This window comes from Catenuloplanes nepalensis (genome assembly GCF_030811575.1).
In the GTDB taxonomy this organism is placed as follows: Bacteria; Actinomycetota; Actinomycetes; order Mycobacteriales; family Micromonosporaceae; genus Catenuloplanes; species Catenuloplanes nepalensis.
Genome location: NZ_JAUSRA010000001.1, coordinates 6,182,694 through 6,197,638, shown reverse-complemented (window position 1 = coordinate 6,197,638; position 14,945 = coordinate 6,182,694). Strand labels below are relative to the sequence as shown.

15 protein-coding genes are annotated in these 14,945 nt (G+C 71.8%); 3 read left to right on the top strand and 12 right to left on the bottom strand.

Translation table 11 applies throughout. The features are described from left to right. Positions 1–60 precede the first annotated feature (60 nt). The 3 genes from J2S43_RS26565 to J2S43_RS26555 form a co-directional block, all read right to left on the bottom strand. Positions 61–894, bottom strand: coding sequence for a TrmH family RNA methyltransferase (locus J2S43_RS26565; RefSeq protein WP_306833732.1), 834 nt, complete (start codon positions 892–894; stop codon positions 61–63). Positions 895–972: 78 nt separating this feature from the next. Then, positions 973–2,034, bottom strand: coding sequence for a methyltransferase domain-containing protein (locus tag J2S43_RS26560; protein WP_306833730.1), 1,062 nt, complete (start codon positions 2,032–2,034; stop codon positions 973–975). Between the two features lie 50 nt (positions 2,035–2,084). Further along, positions 2,085–2,219 (bottom strand): hypothetical protein, encoded by a 135-nt coding sequence (locus tag J2S43_RS26555; RefSeq protein WP_306833728.1) that lies wholly within the window; start codon positions 2,217–2,219, stop codon positions 2,085–2,087. Positions 2,220–2,239: 20 nt separating this feature from the next. Here J2S43_RS26555 and J2S43_RS26550 point away from each other — a divergent pair, with 20 nt between their 5' ends. Continuing rightward, positions 2,240–3,274, top strand: coding sequence for a ketoacyl-ACP synthase III family protein (locus J2S43_RS26550; protein WP_306833726.1), 1,035 nt, complete (start codon positions 2,240–2,242; stop codon positions 3,272–3,274). 135 nt (positions 3,275–3,409) lie between these two features. On the opposite strand, the gene J2S43_RS26545 is transcribed toward J2S43_RS26550, so the two are convergent. The 9 genes from J2S43_RS26545 to J2S43_RS26505 form a co-directional block, all read right to left on the bottom strand. Beyond that, positions 3,410–4,240 carry an ABC transporter permease gene (locus tag J2S43_RS26545; protein WP_306833724.1) on the bottom strand — a complete coding sequence of 277 codons (831 nt, stop codon included), beginning with the start codon at positions 4,238–4,240 and terminating at the stop codon, positions 3,410–3,412. Then, the gene (locus J2S43_RS26540; protein ID WP_306839450.1) at positions 4,237–5,178 is read right to left on the bottom strand and encodes an ATP-binding cassette domain-containing protein; all 942 of its coding nucleotides are present in this window, start codon (positions 5,176–5,178) and stop codon (positions 4,237–4,239) included. Before J2S43_RS26540 ends, J2S43_RS26545 begins: the two co-directional genes overlap by 4 nt. A gap of 150 nt (positions 5,179–5,328) precedes the next feature. Further along, positions 5,329–6,309, bottom strand: coding sequence for an aldo/keto reductase (locus J2S43_RS26535; protein ID WP_306833722.1), 981 nt, complete (start codon positions 6,307–6,309; stop codon positions 5,329–5,331). Beyond that, positions 6,306–7,037 carry a class I SAM-dependent DNA methyltransferase gene (locus tag J2S43_RS26530; protein ID WP_306833720.1) on the bottom strand — a complete coding sequence of 244 codons (732 nt, stop codon included), beginning with the start codon at positions 7,035–7,037 and terminating at the stop codon, positions 6,306–6,308. The genes J2S43_RS26535 and J2S43_RS26530 overlap by 4 nt, the downstream gene beginning before the upstream one ends. After that, positions 7,034–8,353, bottom strand: coding sequence for a nucleotide disphospho-sugar-binding domain-containing protein (locus J2S43_RS26525; protein WP_306833718.1), 1,320 nt, complete (start codon positions 8,351–8,353; stop codon positions 7,034–7,036). Before J2S43_RS26525 ends, J2S43_RS26530 begins: the two co-directional genes overlap by 4 nt. A gap of 45 nt (positions 8,354–8,398) precedes the next feature. After that, positions 8,399–9,640 (bottom strand): twitch domain-containing radical SAM protein, encoded by a 1,242-nt coding sequence (locus J2S43_RS26520; protein ID WP_306833715.1) that lies wholly within the window; start codon positions 9,638–9,640, stop codon positions 8,399–8,401. Continuing rightward, positions 9,634–10,575, bottom strand: coding sequence for a phytanoyl-CoA dioxygenase family protein (locus tag J2S43_RS26515; RefSeq protein ID WP_306833713.1), 942 nt, complete (start codon positions 10,573–10,575; stop codon positions 9,634–9,636). The genes J2S43_RS26520 and J2S43_RS26515 overlap by 7 nt, the downstream gene beginning before the upstream one ends. After that, positions 10,572–11,306 (bottom strand): FkbM family methyltransferase, encoded by a 735-nt coding sequence (locus J2S43_RS26510; RefSeq protein ID WP_306833711.1) that lies wholly within the window; start codon positions 11,304–11,306, stop codon positions 10,572–10,574. Before J2S43_RS26510 ends, J2S43_RS26515 begins: the two co-directional genes overlap by 4 nt. After that, positions 11,303–12,748, bottom strand: coding sequence for an NAD(P)/FAD-dependent oxidoreductase (locus tag J2S43_RS26505; protein ID WP_306833709.1), 1,446 nt, complete (start codon positions 12,746–12,748; stop codon positions 11,303–11,305). The genes J2S43_RS26510 and J2S43_RS26505 overlap by 4 nt, the downstream gene beginning before the upstream one ends. Positions 12,749–13,006: 258 nt before the next feature. Between J2S43_RS26505 and J2S43_RS26500 the strand changes: the two genes are divergently transcribed. Together J2S43_RS26500 and J2S43_RS26495 are read left to right on the top strand one after the other, a co-directional pair. Beyond that, the gene (locus J2S43_RS26500) at positions 13,007–13,942 is read left to right on the top strand and encodes a thiamine pyrophosphate-dependent dehydrogenase E1 component subunit alpha (protein ID WP_306839449.1); all 936 of its coding nucleotides are present in this window, start codon (positions 13,007–13,009) and stop codon (positions 13,940–13,942) included. A gap of 4 nt (positions 13,943–13,946) precedes the next feature. After that, positions 13,947–14,912, top strand: coding sequence for an alpha-ketoacid dehydrogenase subunit beta (locus tag J2S43_RS26495; protein WP_306833707.1), 966 nt, complete (start codon positions 13,947–13,949; stop codon positions 14,910–14,912). Positions 14,913–14,945 lie beyond the last annotated feature (33 nt).

The following is a 14,945-nucleotide window of genomic DNA, read 5'->3' as shown; positions in this document are numbered from 1 at the left end:
CGATGGCGGCCGATGGAGGACGGATCCGGCCGAAGACTAGCGGTCTCCCCAGAGAGACGGTCACGCGCGCTGGCGGGTGATCTCGTACAGCGTGATCGATGCGGCGACGGTCGCGTTGAACGAGCTCGCCGACCCGACCATCGGGATGCGGATGACGGCGTCGCAGTTCTGCGCCCAGAAGCTGCTCATCCCGCTGGTCTCGTTGCCGACCACGATCGCGGTCGGCCCGGTGAAGTCGTGGTCCCAGATGTCGGTGACCGCGTCCTCGCTCGTCCCGACCAGCGTCATCGTGCCGGTCGCCCGCAGCCAGTCCAGCACCGCGGCCGGGGTTTCCGCCCGGACCGCCGGGACCGCGAACAGCGACCCGCGGCTGGCCCGGACCGTCTTCGGGTCGTAGAGGTCGGCGGCCCGGCCCGCGACGACCACGCCGTCCGCGCCCAGCGCGTCGGCCGAGCGCAGCAGCGAGCCCACGTTCCCCGGGCTGATCGGACGGTCGAGCACGACGACCACGCCGTCCGGGCGGGGCCGGATCCGGCTGAGGTCGTCCGGCGGGATCGCGACGACGGCGGTCAGCTCGGCGGTGTCCTCGTCCTTCTCGGTGAGGTCGCGCAGCAGCTCGGGGGAGAGCCGGACCACCTCGTCGGCGACCGGCCCCGCGACCAGTTCGCGGGCCCAGTTCGACCGCAGGTCCCCGGCGTGCAGCAACGCCCGGATCGGCCAGCCGCGGGCGACCGCCTCGTTGATCGGGCGCACGCCCTGCACCAGGAACTCACCCAGGCGGTGCCGGGTGTTCCGGTTGGTCAGCAGCGCCTCCCACTGCTGGAAGCGGGCGTTGCGGCGCTCCACCCGAAGTTCTGTGCCACGACTTCGCGAGTCGTTCTTGATCTTGGACATGGTTGAGGCTCCTCCCGGACCGGTGGCGAGCATCGCAGCATAGTCGTCATGGTGTCCGTCCCGACGGGACGGACGTGGTCAGCCGGTGAGCGTGACGATCGACGGGTGGCTGCCGAACAGGCTCAGCGGCTGGACCTCGCGCACCCGCAGCTCGGCCGCCTTCACCGAGGTGAGCTGCTTCTCCGCCTCGTGCAGCAGCAGGACGGCGCGTCCCCCGGCGGGCAGCACCCGGCGGATCTCCCGGTAGAGCCGGGCCGGCCGGCCGGCCAGTGTGCCGCGGGCGGGCACCTGACGGTCCCACGGCGGGTTGCTCACCACCCGGTCGATCCGGCCGGTGCCGATCGGCAGCCGGGCCGCGTCCCCGCGGAGCCAGGTCGCGTCCGTCCCGGTGAGCGCCGCGTTCGCCGTGGCCGCGGCGAGCGCGCGCGGGTCGTGGTCCATGCCGATCAGTCGCGCGCCCGGGGCCAGGCCGCCGGCCTCGATCAGGATGGTGCCGGTCCCGCAGCACGGGTCCAGCACGGTGTCCGCCGGCCGGACGTCCGCCAGCAGCGCCATGGCGGCGGCGAGCGGCGGGTGCAGCGTGCCCGGCGTCGACGCCTGCTTGTAGCTCCGGCGGTGCAGCGGCCGGTCGCCGGCGCGCAGGGCCAGCGCGGCCCGGGTGCCCTCGACCGTGACCCGGAACGACAGCGTGCCCTCCGGCGGAGCGTCACCACCGCGCCGCGAGTGATACGGCAGGCCGGTCGCGCGCGCCAGCTCGAGACCGGCCGCGTCCTCGATGTCGTAGCGGTTGTAGTTGCGCTTGCCGAGGAACGACGCGGCGACGTCCACGCCGGTCGCGGCCGCGCCGAAGCCGAGGAGCGCGCGTTGCCGCAGCAGCTCACCCGGGTCGACCGCACGGGCGGCGGCGGTGAACCGAGCCAGGTCGGCCTTGGTGTGCCCGACGTCGTCGACGGACGCGGCCAGCAGGAACAGGTCGTCGACGGTGCGCAGGTCCAGCAGGCGGGGATCGGCCCGGTCCGCGGTGAACCACACCTCGCGGTGACGGCTGCGGTCGACCCGGCCGAGGCCGCGCTCGGTCACCTCCGCGGCGGCGACCTCCTCGAGCCCGCGCAGGGTCCTCGCCAGCAAACGCACCGCCACCGGCCGTATCCTCCCGTCGGCGGAAATCCATCTGGGGAACCGCGCGATATCTAGGTGAAATGCCAATCCTGTCTCGCCGCGACCATCATAGAGTTGCGGTACGGCGAAATGGATTCCGGGCGGCCGACGGCCGAACTCGGTGGTCGGGTAATGACCGTGCGCCGATCGACGACGGTGATCGTCATGCTATCGAGGAGACGACTTCGTGCGGACACCGGACATGTTCATCGCCGGCATCGGGACGTTCATTCCACCGCGGGTCAGCGTCGAATGGGCGGTCGCGCGCGGTCTCTATCCGGCCGCGGACGCGGAGACGCACGAGCTCGGCGGCGTCGCCATCGCGGGTGACCTGCCCGCGCCCGAGATGGCGCTGCGGGCCGCCCAGCAGGCGGTGAAGCGGTGGGGCGGCTCCCCGGAGGAGTTCGACCTGCTGCTGTACGCCAGCACCTGGCACCAGGGGCCGGACGGCTGGCCGCCGCAGTCCTACCTGCAACGGCATCTGGTCGGTGGGGATCTGCTCGCGCTGGAGATCCGGCAGGGCTGCAACGGGCTGTTCAGCGGGATGGAGCTCGCCGCCGGCCATCTCGCCGCCGTCCCGGAGCGGACGAGTGCGCTACTGGTCGCGGCGGACAACTACGGTACGCCGCTGATCGACCGGTGGTCGATGGGGCCCGGGTTCATCGGCGGTGACGCAGCCTCCGCGATCGTGCTGACCAAGCGGCCCGGATTCGCCCGGCTGCGCTCGGTGTGCTCCCGGACGATCACGGCCGCGGAGTCGCTGCACCGCGGCGACGAGCCGCTGTTCCCGCCGAGCATCACGGCCGGCCGGACCACCGACTTCAGCGCCCGGATCGGCCAGCAGTTCGCCACCCGCAGCGCGGCCTCCGTGGCCATGGCGGACATGCCCCAGTGGACGGTGGACCTGGTCGACCGGGCGCTGGCCGAGGCCGGCATCGGCGTCGGCGACATCACCCGGGTGGCTTTCATGAACTACTCCCGCGAGGTGGTCGAGCAGCGGGTGATGGCCATGTGGGACCTGCCCCTGTCGCGGTCGACCTGGGAGTACGGCCGCGGGATCGGGCATTGCGGCGCCAGCGACCCCATCCTGTCGTTCGACCACCTGCTCCGGAACGGGGAGCTCGGCCCGGGCGACCACATGCTGATGCTCGGCACCGCACCGGGCGTCGTGGTGTCCTGCGCCGTCGTCGAGGTTCTCGAGTCACCGCCCTGGGCGGGCTGACCGGCCCAGGGCGGTCCCACCTCGGGGCCGCCCGCGCGCGGGCCGCGACGTCGAGCTCCAGCCATGACCACGAACGGCGGTGTCTCCGGACGCGGTGTCGACGTGGAGGCGCTCGGCCACACGTCGACACCGGACCTAGCGTTCGAGGTTCCGGTACCGCCAGACCGAGAGCGGCACGAAGACCAGCATGATCACCGCGGGCCAGGCGAACGCCAGCAGCATCGCGTGCCGGGCCGCCCAGGAATCGCCGACCACGCCGGGGTTGCCGAACAGCTCGCGGCAGGCCGCCACCGTCGCGGAGACCGGGTTCCACTCCGCGATCGCGCCGAGCCACGGTGGCATCTGGGTGGGCGAGACGAACGTGTTGGCGAGCATGGTCAGCGGCAGCAGCGGCACGTAACCGGCGCCGACCGCCTCCACCGGTAGGATCAGCCCGAAGAAGATACCGGCCCAGACCAGCGCGAACCGGAACAGCAGCAGCAGGCCGAGCGCGCCGAGCGCGGGCCCGACGCCGTCATGGAAGCGCCAGCCCACCAGCAGCGCGCAGACGAACAGGATGGTCAGCTCGAACACCGAGGTGACCACGTCGGCGACGCAGCGGCCGAGCGCCACGCCGGTCTGCGCCATCGGCATCGTCCGGAACCGGTCGGTCATGCCCTTCGCCGTGGCCGAGCTGGTGACCATCATCGTGGTGATGATCCCGAACATCATGGTCTGGCCGAACAGGCCCGGCATCAGGAACTCGCGGTACGACCCGCCGCCGGCCACCACCATGGCGCTGCCGAAGACGAAGCCGAAGACCACGGTCATCACGGGGTACATCAGGCACTGGGTGATCAGCCCGGGGTTGCGCCGCCAGTGGTACAGGTTGGTGCGGCCGACCACCCAGCCGTCGATCAGCGCCCACCGCAGCCGGTCCAGGGGGTTCGTGGGCCGGGGTGGCACCGTGATCATCGTCGTGGTCATGCGGCCACCCGTCCCGTGCTCGCTCCGCGCCCGGTCACGCTGAGGAAGACGTCGTCGAGCGTCGGGCGGCGGACCGCCACGTCCTCGACCTCGACCCCGTTGTCGTGCAGCCAGCGCATGACAACGTGCAGCGTGGTGACCTGGTCGCGCACCGGCACGCTGATCCGTGACGCCTCCGCGTCGACCTCCGGCTCCGCGCCCACCACGCCGGCCAGGCCGCGCGCGGTCCGGGCGACCGCGCCGGCGCCGCGCAGCACCACGTCGATCCGATGGCCGCCGATCCTCGACTTGAGCTGGTCCGGCGTGCCCTCGGCGATCACCCGGCCGTGGTCGAGCACGGCGATCTGACTCGCCAGCCGGTCGGCCTCCTCCAGGTACTGCGTGGTGAGCAGCACGGTGGTGCCCTGCGCGGCCATCGAAGCGACGACCTGCCAGACCTCGTTGCGGCTGTGCGGGTCCAGCGCGGTGGTCGGCTCGTCCAGGAACAGCACCTGCGGCCGGAGCAGGAAGCCCACCGCGAGGTCGAGCCGGCGGCGCATCCCGCCGGAGTAGTGCTTGACCATGCGGGTGGCCGCGTCGGTCAGACCGAACTGCTCCAGCAGCTCGTCGGCCCGGCGCCGGGCGGTCCGTACCCCGATGTGGTAGAGCCTGCCCCAGGTCTCCAGGTTCTCCCGGCCGGTGAGGATGTCGTCGACCGTGGTCCGCTGGCCGGTGACGCCGATCCGGCGACGCACCTCGTCCGGGTTGCGGGTCACGTCGACGCCGCCGACGAGCGCGGTGCCCGAGTCCGGGCGGGTCAGCGTGCTCAGGATCCGTACCGCGGTGGTCTTCCCGGCGCCGTTGGGGCCGAGCAGGCCGCAGACCGCGCCCTGCGGGACGACCAGGTCGACGCCGTCCAGCGCGGCGACGTCGCCGAACCGCTTGGCCAGCCCGGCCATGACGATCGCCGCACCGGCGTGCGCCGCACCGGCGTGCGCCGCACCGGCGTGCGCCGCACCGGCGGCCTCGCGGGCGGCGACGTCCGGGCCCGGCGGCCACCGGTCGATCACGTGTTCAGTCACTGGATTCCTCTCCTGGAACGGTCCGGCTCATACGCCGGCCGGCGCCCGATGCGGCGGCTCGGTGTCGGGCAGCACCGGCGGCGCCCCCTCGACCAGCCGGCCGAGCTCGGCCAACTCGGCCTCGTCGAGCCGCACCTCGAGCGCCCGCACGCTGTCCTCGACGTGCTCGGGCACCTGGGCGCCGAAGATCGGCACCACGCCGGCCGGCTGGTGCAGCACCCAGGCGAGCGCGAGCTGGGCCACGCTGATGCCCCGGTCCGCGGCGACCGCGGAGAGCCGGTCCACCGCGGTCGCCACCGCGGCGAGGCGCTCACCCCGGAAGACCGGGGAGTAGGCGCGCCAGTCGTCCAGCGCGAAGGTGTGCCCCGGCCGCAGCGCGCCGGTCAGCAGGCCGTGGGCCAGCGAAGCCCAGCCCATCACCGGGACGCCGGCCGCCCGGCAGTACGGCAGGACGTCCCGCTCGGCCCCGCGGGCCAGCAGGCTGTACGGGACCTGGGCGACCGCCGCCGGCCCGAACTCGGCCATCTGCCCGGCCGTGAAGTTGGAGACGCCGGTCCGGCGGACCAGTCCCTCCTCGACGAAGCCGGCGAGCACGCCCGCGGTCTCGGCCAGCGGGATGGTCGGGTCCGGCCAGTGCACCAGGAACAGGTCCACGTAGTCGGTGCCCAGCGCGCGGAGGCTGGCGACCAGGCCGGAGCGGAGGACCTCCGGGTCGGAGTCGCGCACCACGGAGTTCCCCTGGATCCGCAGCCCGCCCTTGGTGACGATGACCAACTCCGAGCGGTGCGTACGGACCAGGTCGCCGAGCCCGCGGGCGAGCGCGGCCTCCGCGGCACCGTCGCCGTAGGCGCGGGCGGTGTCGAAGAAGTTCACCCCGAGGTCGAACGCGCGGCGCACCGCGTGCACCGCGGGCTCGATCCGACCGCCCCACAGCCCGCTGAGCGGCCAGGTGCCCAGGCAGAGCCGGGACACCTGGGGACCGTCGGCGCCGAGTGGGAGAAGGTTCACGCCGCGGGCTTCTCGTCGCGCCGGAGGATCAGGTAGCAGACCCCGTCCTCGTTGACGAACTCGTCGAGCAGCGGTGTCAGGCCGGCCTCGATCGCTATCGCCGCGATCACGTCCACGCCGTGGAAGGAGAGGAAGCCCTTGAACTCGATCGGGTTCGCCGCCAGGTAGCGCTCCGCGTAGAAGTGGAAGAAGTCGCGGGTCGCGCCGCCGATGTCGAGGAAGTTCACCCCGAAGTGGCCGCCGGGCCGCAGGATCCGGGCGATCTGGCGGAAGTAGTGGAAGAACTCGAACACGTTCAGGTGGATGAAGACGTTGAGGGAGAACCCGCCGTCGAACGCCGCCGACGGCAGCGCGGCCAGGAAGTCGTTGTCGATGTGGTGGTAGTCGACGTTGGTGTGCTCCCGGCAGGTGACCCGCGCCTTGTCCAGGAACGAGCGGCTGACGTCCGTGCACAGCAGCCGTCCCACCCGGGGCGCGAGAACGTCGGCCATCACCCCCTCGCCGCTGCCGATCTCGAAGATCGACGACTCCGGGGTGAGCCGGAGCCGGTCGGCGATCCAGTTCGCCCGGTCGACGCGGTCCTGCAGGTACTCGTCCCGCGGCTGGGTGCCGGCGAGCTGGATCTGCATCTCGTCCGGTGTGTTCCACTCCCACACCAGGTTGAGATCGCCCATGCTGCGCAGCGGCGGCCTGGGCGTGGCGGTCGGCGTTTCCTGTGCGTTGCTCATCGAACCTCGCTCACGGTGTCCCGGGTGATTTCCCTGTGGTGCTGGCCCCGGCCGGCCACCAGACCGGCGACGTCGCCGGCGGTCAGCTCGCCGGTCCTGGCCAGCGTGACGAGCAGGTCGGCGACCTGCACGGCGGTCGGTGCGGCGGCCACGGCCGCGCTCAGCTCGGCCGCGCGGCGCCGGTACCGGTGGTCGAACAGCACCTCGGCGATCGCCTTGTCGATCTCCTCGGCGCCGATCATGAGCGCGGGCAGCGTCTTGGTCGCGCCCTGCGGGTCGAGCCGCCTGCCGTAGATCTGGCCGTCGTAGTTCAGGGCCAGGGACAGCTGCGGTATGCCCGTCACGATGCCGTTCATCAGGCAGTTCGCGCTGCCGTGGTGGATGAGGAGGTCGCAGCCGGGCAGGATCAGCTCGAGCGGGCAGTTGCGCAGCACCCGGACGTTCGGCGGCAGCGAGCCCATCGCGTCCACCTCGGAGAGTGCGGCGGTGAGCACCACCTCCGCGGCCAGCTGGGCCGCGGTCTCCACCGCCTGGCGCAGCGCCGGCAGCCGCTCGCCGAAGACGCCGGTGGCCGAGTTGCCCCACACCACGCAGACGCGCTTGCCGCGGACCGGGCCGAGCAGCCACGGGTCGACGTCCTGGTTGCCGTTGTACGGGTGGTACCGGATGGGGATCCGCAGCGCGTCGCCCATCGGTGGCACGGCCGCGTCCGGTGACGGGTCGACCGCGTACCTGATGTCGCGCCGGGTCCAGTCCACGCCGTACTTCTCGAAGCAGGACAGCGGGTCCCCGGCCATCAGGTTGAGCCCCGGCTCCGTCTCCACGGTGCCGATGAACCCGGGGCCGTAGTAGACGCTCGGCACGTTGTTCAGCACCCCGACCAGAGCGCCCTCGATCGCCATGATGTCGTGCACGACGAGGTCCGGCCGCCACGAGGCGGCGAAGTCGACGGCGTTGTCGAAGCTGCGCTGCACCGCGGTGATGGTCTTCTTCCAGAAGTCGCTGAGCATGCCGGTGTCGAAGTCGCGCACCGAGTCGAGCGCCTCGCCGGTGAACGGGTGCAGCGGCAGCGGCATCTCACCGCTCTGCGGCGGCGTGTTGATCGCCAGCGACCAGTAGGCCAGCCGCGCGCTCTCCATCATGTCGGCCGCGTCGAGGACCGAGACCGGCATCAGTCCGGTCGAGATGACGCCCTGCACCTGCTGCGACGGGCAGGCCACCCGGACTTCGTGGCCGGCTGCCCGGAACGCCCAGGCCAGGGGCACCATGCACATGTAGTGTCCGGCCCAGTTGGACACGGTGAACAGAATTCGCAACGGAATCTCCCCTCGCGCCGCGGTGGCGCGCACCGCGGGCGCCGGTCAGGACGCCCCTTCGTCAACGAGGCTGATCGGGTCGAGCGAGTTCATGAACGAGCGCAGGGCGTCGAGGTGCACCGCGGGCTTGTCCCAGCCCAGCTCGGCGCACCAGGCGATCAGATCGGTCAGCTCCTCGGTCGCGCGCGCCTTCTCGTCGGCCGGCAGGCTGGTCACGGAGAAGTCGGCCGGCCACTGCACGACGTTGGCCAGATCCACCTCCAGGCCCTCGGCGCGCGCGAACTCGAGCACGTTGCGCAGGTCCCACAGGTTGTGCCGCTGCGGCGACACCTGGAGCCAGACGTCCACCTCGGACCGGAGGAGCCGCAGGTTGGCCACGAAGTCGGCCCACTTGCCGCCGGCCCGGATGAACTCGAAGACCTCGCCGACGCCGTCGCAGGACGCCCCGATCCCGACGCTCTTGAAGTGCGGGAAGAGCTTCATCGCCCGTTCCGGGGAGACGGTCAGGTTGGAGTTGTACGCGATGTCGACGTTGCCCGCGTTCCCGGTCTCCACCAGCAGCTCCAGCATGGCGAAGTGGCCGGGCTGCAGGAACGGTTCGCCGCCGGCGAAGTACAGCCGGCGGATCAGGTGCGCGTTCTCCCGGAGCGTGGTCCACAGCTCCTCGTCCGCGCGGTAGGGGTCGATGACCGCGGACGACCACTTCGGGCGCTGCTTGGCCCCCCAGGAGGAGCTCACCGGGTACGTACACATGACGCACCGCAGGTTGCAGGTGTTGCCGAACCGGATGTCGAGGAAGAACGGGAACTCCTCGACGGTGCCGTCCGCGGCGGTGCGGGCGGCCAGCGCCTCCAGGTCGAACTCCTGCGCGAACCGGCGGTTGACGTTCTGCCGGTAGGACTGGGCGGCGTGGTCCTCGCGGAAGTAGCAGTACTGGCAGGCCGCCACGCGCTCGCCGTTCAGCATGGCGAGCCTGGTCCGCTTCATGTTCGGGCTGTTGAACGCCTCCTCGAGGCCCATCACCCGGTCTGGGTTGTCTTTGGCGTACCGCGAGCCGGGCGAGCAGCCGATCGCGTCGTCGTTCAGCGCGAACACCGGCTCCTCGCTCTCGTCGTAGAGCGCGTTGTGGTACATGGAGTCGTCGACGCAGCAGCGGCCGTAGACGCCGTCGATGGAGGCGCAGAGGTGGATCCACGGCAGCACGCACGCGGTCTCCGCGGCCGCCCTGTGCGGAGGGCCGTGCCGGCCGGCCAGATCGCTCATCGGGTCCCGCGCCGGGCTCACCATCGCCAGTGGTCCTCGTGCGCGAACCGCAGCGTGTCGATGTCCGGCCGGCCGGCCCAGCGCCGGAGCGTCTCGGCGGGCCGGTAGTCGAACGGCTCCTCGCCGGCGAACCGCGGGTCCTCCGCCCGCATCCGGACGCAGGAGCGCAGCGCCTGCTGCTTGAGGCCGATGTAGTCCTCGGTGTGCGGTCCCAGCTGCCACTCCACCTCGGCCGGCCGGTACTCGAAGTAGATGACCCGGCGCTGCTTGCCGACCACCGCGGGCGCGCCGTGCAGCGTGAGGATGTTGTGCAGCAGCAGATCTCCCGGCTGCATCACGGCCGGGATCGCGCCGGTGGTGTCCCACTCCGTGGCGTTGAGGCGGTCGGCGGTCGCGGTGACCCGCTCGTCGTCCCAGTAGTTCGACTCCGGGATGCACCAGACGCAGTTGTCCTCGGGCGCGGGGTCGAGGTAGATGCCGGCGTCGATGACCCGGCCCATGCCGGTGACGCCGACCGCGTGGTCGTACAGCCCGGCGTCGCGGTGCCATGGGAGCCGCGGCGCGCCGGCCGGCGTCTTGAACACCATGCTGTCCCAGGTCGGGATCAGGTTGGGGCCGACCAGTTGCTCCATGATCTGCAACAGCAGCGGGTGGCCGGCCAGCATCGCGATCTGCCGGGACTTGTCCACCACGTACTCGATCCGCACCGGTGCGGCGTCCGGCTGGTCGGGCTCCAGCGTCCAGACGGTGTCGTCCATGGAACGGGCCGACCACGCCCGGTCGATGAGCGCGCGACCGGCCTCCTGCACGTCGGCCAGTTCCTGCGTGGTGAGCAGCCCGCGCACGGCCAGCACACCCTGCCGGCGGAACGCGGTGACGTGCTCGGGCAACAGCCCGGTGCGCCGGATGTCGCATTCCGCGATCCGGGCCGCGACGGGCGTCTCGGTGACGGAGTTCATCGACCAAAACCCTTCTGTTCGTCGGTCGTGGATCCGGCGGTGCGGTCCGCGACGAAGTACCAGTCCCGCGTCAGCGCCGTGGTGAGCGCGGCACGATCCAGCGCGGGCTCGCCGGCCAGCCAGGCCGGCAGGGTGAACACCCGGTATCCCAGCTCGTCCACCAGCAGCGACCACAGGTCGTCGGTGGTCGTGCCGTACTCGCGCATGACCCCGTCGCCGCCGTGCTCGAACACGACCACCGGCCCGCCGCGCCGCAGTGTGTCGGCCGCGCCGCGCAGGGCCACGACCTCGCCGCCCTCCACGTCGATCTTGATCAGGTCGACGCGCAGGTCCGCGGGGACGACGTCGTCCAGGCGCACCGTCTCCACGGTGATCTCACGCAGGCTCTCGTCCGGCCGGTCGTACGGGCGCCGCCGCAGGCCGCTGTAGCCGGGGTTGGACACGACGTGCACGTAGGCGCGCGGGCCCGAGGTGTCGGCGGCCGCCGCCCTGATCACCGTGACCGACGGCAGCCGGTCCGCCAGCTCGTCGGCCAGATCGGGCAGCGGCTCCACCGCGAAGTGGGTGCCCCGCGGCGCCACCCGCACCAGGTGCCGGGTGATCTCGCCGACGCCGGCGCCGAGGTCGACGGTGACCGCGGCCGGCCCGCAGACCCGCTCGATGATCTCGACGGTGAGCCGGTCGTAGTCGTCGTTGCGCCGGGTGGCATCGGCCACCTGCTGATCGCTCACGCCGATCGGGTCCGTCCGATGCCGAGCCGGGGGTTCGTCATCAGGTACAGGCCGGTCTCCGGGTCGAACAGCTCGAGACCGTCGACCTTGTTGAGCGCCTCACTGACCGGCGCCTTCGGCACCCCGGCCTCGGCCATCCGGCGGGCCTGCTCGGCCGCGACGAACAGCTGGCCGACCGAGTTGCCCTCGTCGGACGCCGGCATCTGCGGCGGTACGTTGCGGCCGGCCATGGCGTCGCCGACGTCGGCGAGCCCGGCGATCAGCTGGGCGAACGCCTTGGCGCCGTCGACCCGTTCGTACTCGGCCTCGTCGTGCTCCCCGACCAGCCGGTCGGCCAGGGCGAAGTAGTTGGCCTTGCCGGCCTGCTGCTGGTAGACGGCCGCGACCAGGGTGAACAGCCGCTCGAACGCGTTGCGGTAGAGCGTCTCGTAGAACCCGCAGGCCTGTTCCTCGGTGACGTCCTCGTTGATGATCGCCAGGATCGACGCGGACGCGAGCATGCCGCTGTAGAACGCCAGGTGCACGCCGGTCGACAGCAGCGGGTCCAGGAAGCACGCGCTGTCGCCCGCGGCGAAGTAGCCGGGGCCGCAGAAGCTGTCGGAGACGTACGAGAAGTCCTGCTCGACGCGGACGCCCGGCTGGTACGTACCGTTCGCCATCAGACCACGCACGGTCGGGGACTCCTCGACCAGCGCGGCCAGCATGGCCTCGAGCGACTCGTGGCCCTTGCGCCGCTCCAGGAACCGCGTCTGGTGGCAGACGAACCCGACGCTGAAGCGGTTGTCGCGCAGCGGGATCACCCAGTACCAGCCGTCCGGCGCGCCGATCACGTTGATCCCGCCCTGCGGCGAGCTGGGCAGCAGCGACCCGCCGTCCCAGTAACCCCAGATGGCGACGTTCTTGAAGGTCTCGTTGGCCCGCCGGTGCTTGAAGTGCCGCGCCGGGATCAGGCCGGCCCGGCCGGAGGCGTCCACCACGAAGTCGAACGTGCCGGTCCGCCGCTCCCCGGTGCGGGGCTCGGCCCACTCCGCGCCCACCGCGCGGTCGCCGTCGAAGAGCACCCGCTTGACCTCGGCACCCTCGATCACCGTGGCGCCCTGCTTGGCGGCGTTGGTCAGCAGCACGTGATCGAAGTCGTCCCGGTCCACCTGCCAGGACCGCACACCGGGACCGAAGATCTCGGTCCAGTCGATGGCCCAGTCCTCCTTGCCCCACCGCAGCAGGACACCGTTCTTCTCGGTGTAGCCGCGGGCGTCGATCTCGTCCAGCGCGCCGACGAAGTCGACGATGGTCCGGCACGAGGAGGCGATGGACTCGCCGATGTGGTACCGGGGGAAGGTCTCCTTCTCCAGCAGGGTGACCGACAGTCCCGCACGCGCGAGCAGCGCCGCGGCGGTCGACCCGGCGGGACCACCACCGATGACCAATACCGTGCTGACCATGAGGCTCCCATCCACGGAAAAGGCGACTGACTGTCGTGACATTGGCGAGCATCACCGTACGGCGGATCAAAAGGGGCATTCAACGATTCCGGCGAGGGTCTAGTGGGAGCGCTAGACCGGTCGTGCGGACGCGGTCATGACTGGGGTTTTCCCGGATCGTGCCGCCCTACAGTCGACGCAGTTTCCGTCCGCACCGGCGAAGAAAGGGGCGTGCATGTGACGACCGCGCCGGATCGATCCCGTCACCTCTACCGACAGATGCGCCTGATCCGGGAGTTCGAGGAGCACTGCCTCGAGAAGGCCCTCGCCGGGACGATCGTCGGCGGCATCCATCCCTACATCGGGCAGGAGGCCGTCGCGGTCGGCGTCAGTGCGCACCTGCGGGCGGACGACGTCATCACCAGCACCCACCGCGGGCACGGGCACGTGCTCGCCAAGGGCGCGGACCCGAAACGGGCGCTGGCCGAGCTGTACGGCGCCAGCACCGGCCTGAACCGCGGACGCGGCGGATCGATGCACGCCGCCGACGTGGGCCTGGGCATCTACGGCGCGAACGGGATCGTGGGCGCGGGCGCGCCGATCGCGGTGGGCGCGGCCTGGGCGGCCCGGCGCGCGGGCCACGACGACCGGGTGGCCGTGGCGTTCTTCGGCGACGGCGCACTCAGCCAGGGCGTGGTCCTGGAGGCCTTCAACATGGCCGCGCTGTGGTCGCTGCCGGTGCTGTTCGTCTGCGAGAACAACGGCTACGCCACCAGCCTGCCGGTCGACCGCGGACTGGCGGGCGACCCGGTGCGCCGTGCGGCCGGCTTCGGCCTGACCGCGGCGGCGGTGGACGGGATGGACGTGGAGGCGGTGGCCGAGGCGGCCGGCCAGGCGGTGGCCGCCTGCCGAACCGGCGCGGGACCGCACTTCCTCGAGTGCGCGACCTACCGGTTCCACGGCCATCACACCGTGGAACACCTGATGGGCACCAAGTACCGCGACGACGACGAGGTGGCCGGCGCGCGGGCGCGCGATCCGCTGACCCGGCAACGTGCCCGGCTGGCGCCGGAGGCGGCCGACGAGGTCGACGCCGAGATCGCCGCGCTGATCGCCGAGGCGGAGGCGTTCGCCAGTTCCAGTCCGGGATCCGACCCGCGGGATGCCCTGGACTACCTCTACGCCGGCACGGTGCCGGCGCGACCGGGAGCGTGAGCCGATGCCCAGCCTTTCCTACGTCGCGGCGGTGAACCGGGCGCTGCGCGACGAGATGGCCCGTGACGAGCGGGTGTGCGTTCTCGGCGAGGACGTGAGCCAGGGCATCACCGGCCTCACCAAGGGCCTGGCCGACGTGTACGGCACCGGCCGGGTGGTGGACATGCCGCTGTCCGAGCAGGCGTTCACCAGCCTGGCCACCGGGGCCGCGATCGCGGGTCAGCGGCCGGTCGTGGAGTTCCAGATCCCGTCGCTGCTGTACCTGGTGTTCGAGCAGATCGCGAACCAGGCGCACAAGTTCTCACTGATGACCGGCGGGCAGGCCAGCGTCCCGGTCACCTACCTCTTCCCCGGCTCGGGATCCCGGTCCGGCATGGCCGGGCAGCACTCCGACCACCCGTACAGCCTGCTCGCGCACGTGGGCGTCAAGACCGCGGTGCCGGCCACGCCGAGCGACGCGTATGGACTGCTGCTGTCCGCGATCCGGGAGCCGGACCCGGTCGCCGTGTTCGCGCCGACGCTGCTGATGGGTGCGTCCGAGGAGATCGACGACGGCGACCTCGCGGCCGTGCCGCTGGGCAGCGCCCGGGTGTGCCGCGAGGGTACGGACGTCACCGTGGTCGCGGTCGGCCACCTGGTCCCGATCGCGCTCCAGGTGGCCGCGGCGCTGGCCGGGGAGGCGTCGATCGAGGTCATCGATCCGCGCACGGTCTATCCGGTCGACTGGGAGACGCTCGGCAAGTCGATCACCCGGACCGGCCGGCTGGTCGTGATCGACGACTCGAACCGGATGTGCGGGTTCGGCTCCGAGATCGCGGCGACCGCGGTCGAGGAGTTCGGGCTGACGGTGCCGCCGATGCGCCTCTCCCGGCCGGACGGGGCGGTGATCCCGTACGCGCTGAACCTGGACCACGCGCTGCTGCCCGACGCCGGCGGGCTCGTCGGCGCGATCCGTGCGGTGCTGCGGTAGCCGCGATGGGAGGCGACGGGATGGCATCGAGAC

Bases quoted from the DNA above. Each gene is read 5' to 3' on its own strand.
- J2S43_RS26520 (WP_306833715.1), bottom strand. From the start codon at position 9,640: ATGGTGAGCCCGGCGCGGGACCCGATGAGCGATCTGGCCGGCCGGCAC.
- J2S43_RS26495 (WP_306833707.1), top strand. From the start codon at position 13,947: ATGCCCAGCCTTTCCTACGTCGCGGCGGTGAACCGGGCGCTGCGCGAC.
- J2S43_RS26530 (WP_306833720.1), bottom strand. From the start codon at position 7,037: ATGAGCAACGCACAGGAAACGCCGACCGCCACGCCCAGGCCGCCGCTG.
- J2S43_RS26500 (WP_306839449.1), top strand. From the start codon at position 13,007: ATGCGCCTGATCCGGGAGTTCGAGGAGCACTGCCTCGAGAAGGCCCTC.
- J2S43_RS26515 (WP_306833713.1), bottom strand. From the start codon at position 10,575: ATGAACTCCGTCACCGAGACGCCCGTCGCGGCCCGGATCGCGGAATGC.
- J2S43_RS26545 (WP_306833724.1), bottom strand. From the start codon at position 4,240: ATGACCACGACGATGATCACGGTGCCACCCCGGCCCACGAACCCCCTG.
- J2S43_RS26505 (WP_306833709.1), bottom strand. From the start codon at position 12,748: ATGGTCAGCACGGTATTGGTCATCGGTGGTGGTCCCGCCGGGTCGACC.
- J2S43_RS26555 (WP_306833728.1), bottom strand. From the start codon at position 2,219: ATGACGATCACCGTCGTCGATCGGCGCACGGTCATTACCCGACCACCG.
- J2S43_RS26565 (WP_306833732.1), bottom strand. From the start codon at position 894: ATGTCCAAGATCAAGAACGACTCGCGAAGTCGTGGCACAGAACTTCGG.
- J2S43_RS26540 (WP_306839450.1), bottom strand. From the start codon at position 5,178: ATGGCCGGGCTGGCCAAGCGGTTCGGCGACGTCGCCGCGCTGGACGGC.